General features: G+C 49.4%; 1 protein-coding gene. It reads left to right on the top strand.

The window, feature by feature from the left end:
* Positions 1 to 29: 29 nt before the first annotated feature.
* A partial coding sequence (locus tag AC29Z1_RS15940; RefSeq protein ID WP_488272442.1) for a hypothetical protein occupies positions 30 to 326 on the top strand: 297 nt, incomplete at its 3' end.

Genomic DNA, 326 nt, shown 5'->3' with positions numbered 1-326 from the left:
CGGCGATCTTTCTATCCTTGGCGGTATTTATGGAGGCAAGACCTCTGTACATCTGGTCCGTTACTGCACTCGTCACCAAGACCTTCCTGGTGCCCTATCTCATTATAAGGACCCTCAAAACAGTAGGGGACCAGGAGGAGGCGGGGCTGGCACCGGAGACAAGATCGACTGTTTTTCTTGCGGCGTGTATGGTGGCTTTATCGTTCGTGGTGGTAGAACCTTTTCATATGCAAGCCTTACTGAAGTTGAAGGTTGCGCTCGCTGTTTCTATAGCTCATTTTCTACTCGGGTTGCTCTGTATACTTGCTAGAAAGAATGCGCTAAAG

The organism is Sporomusa sp., assembly GCF_057736855.1.
Note: the sequence above shows the minus strand (reverse complement) of the source record. Positions and strands in the feature narration are given on the sequence as shown.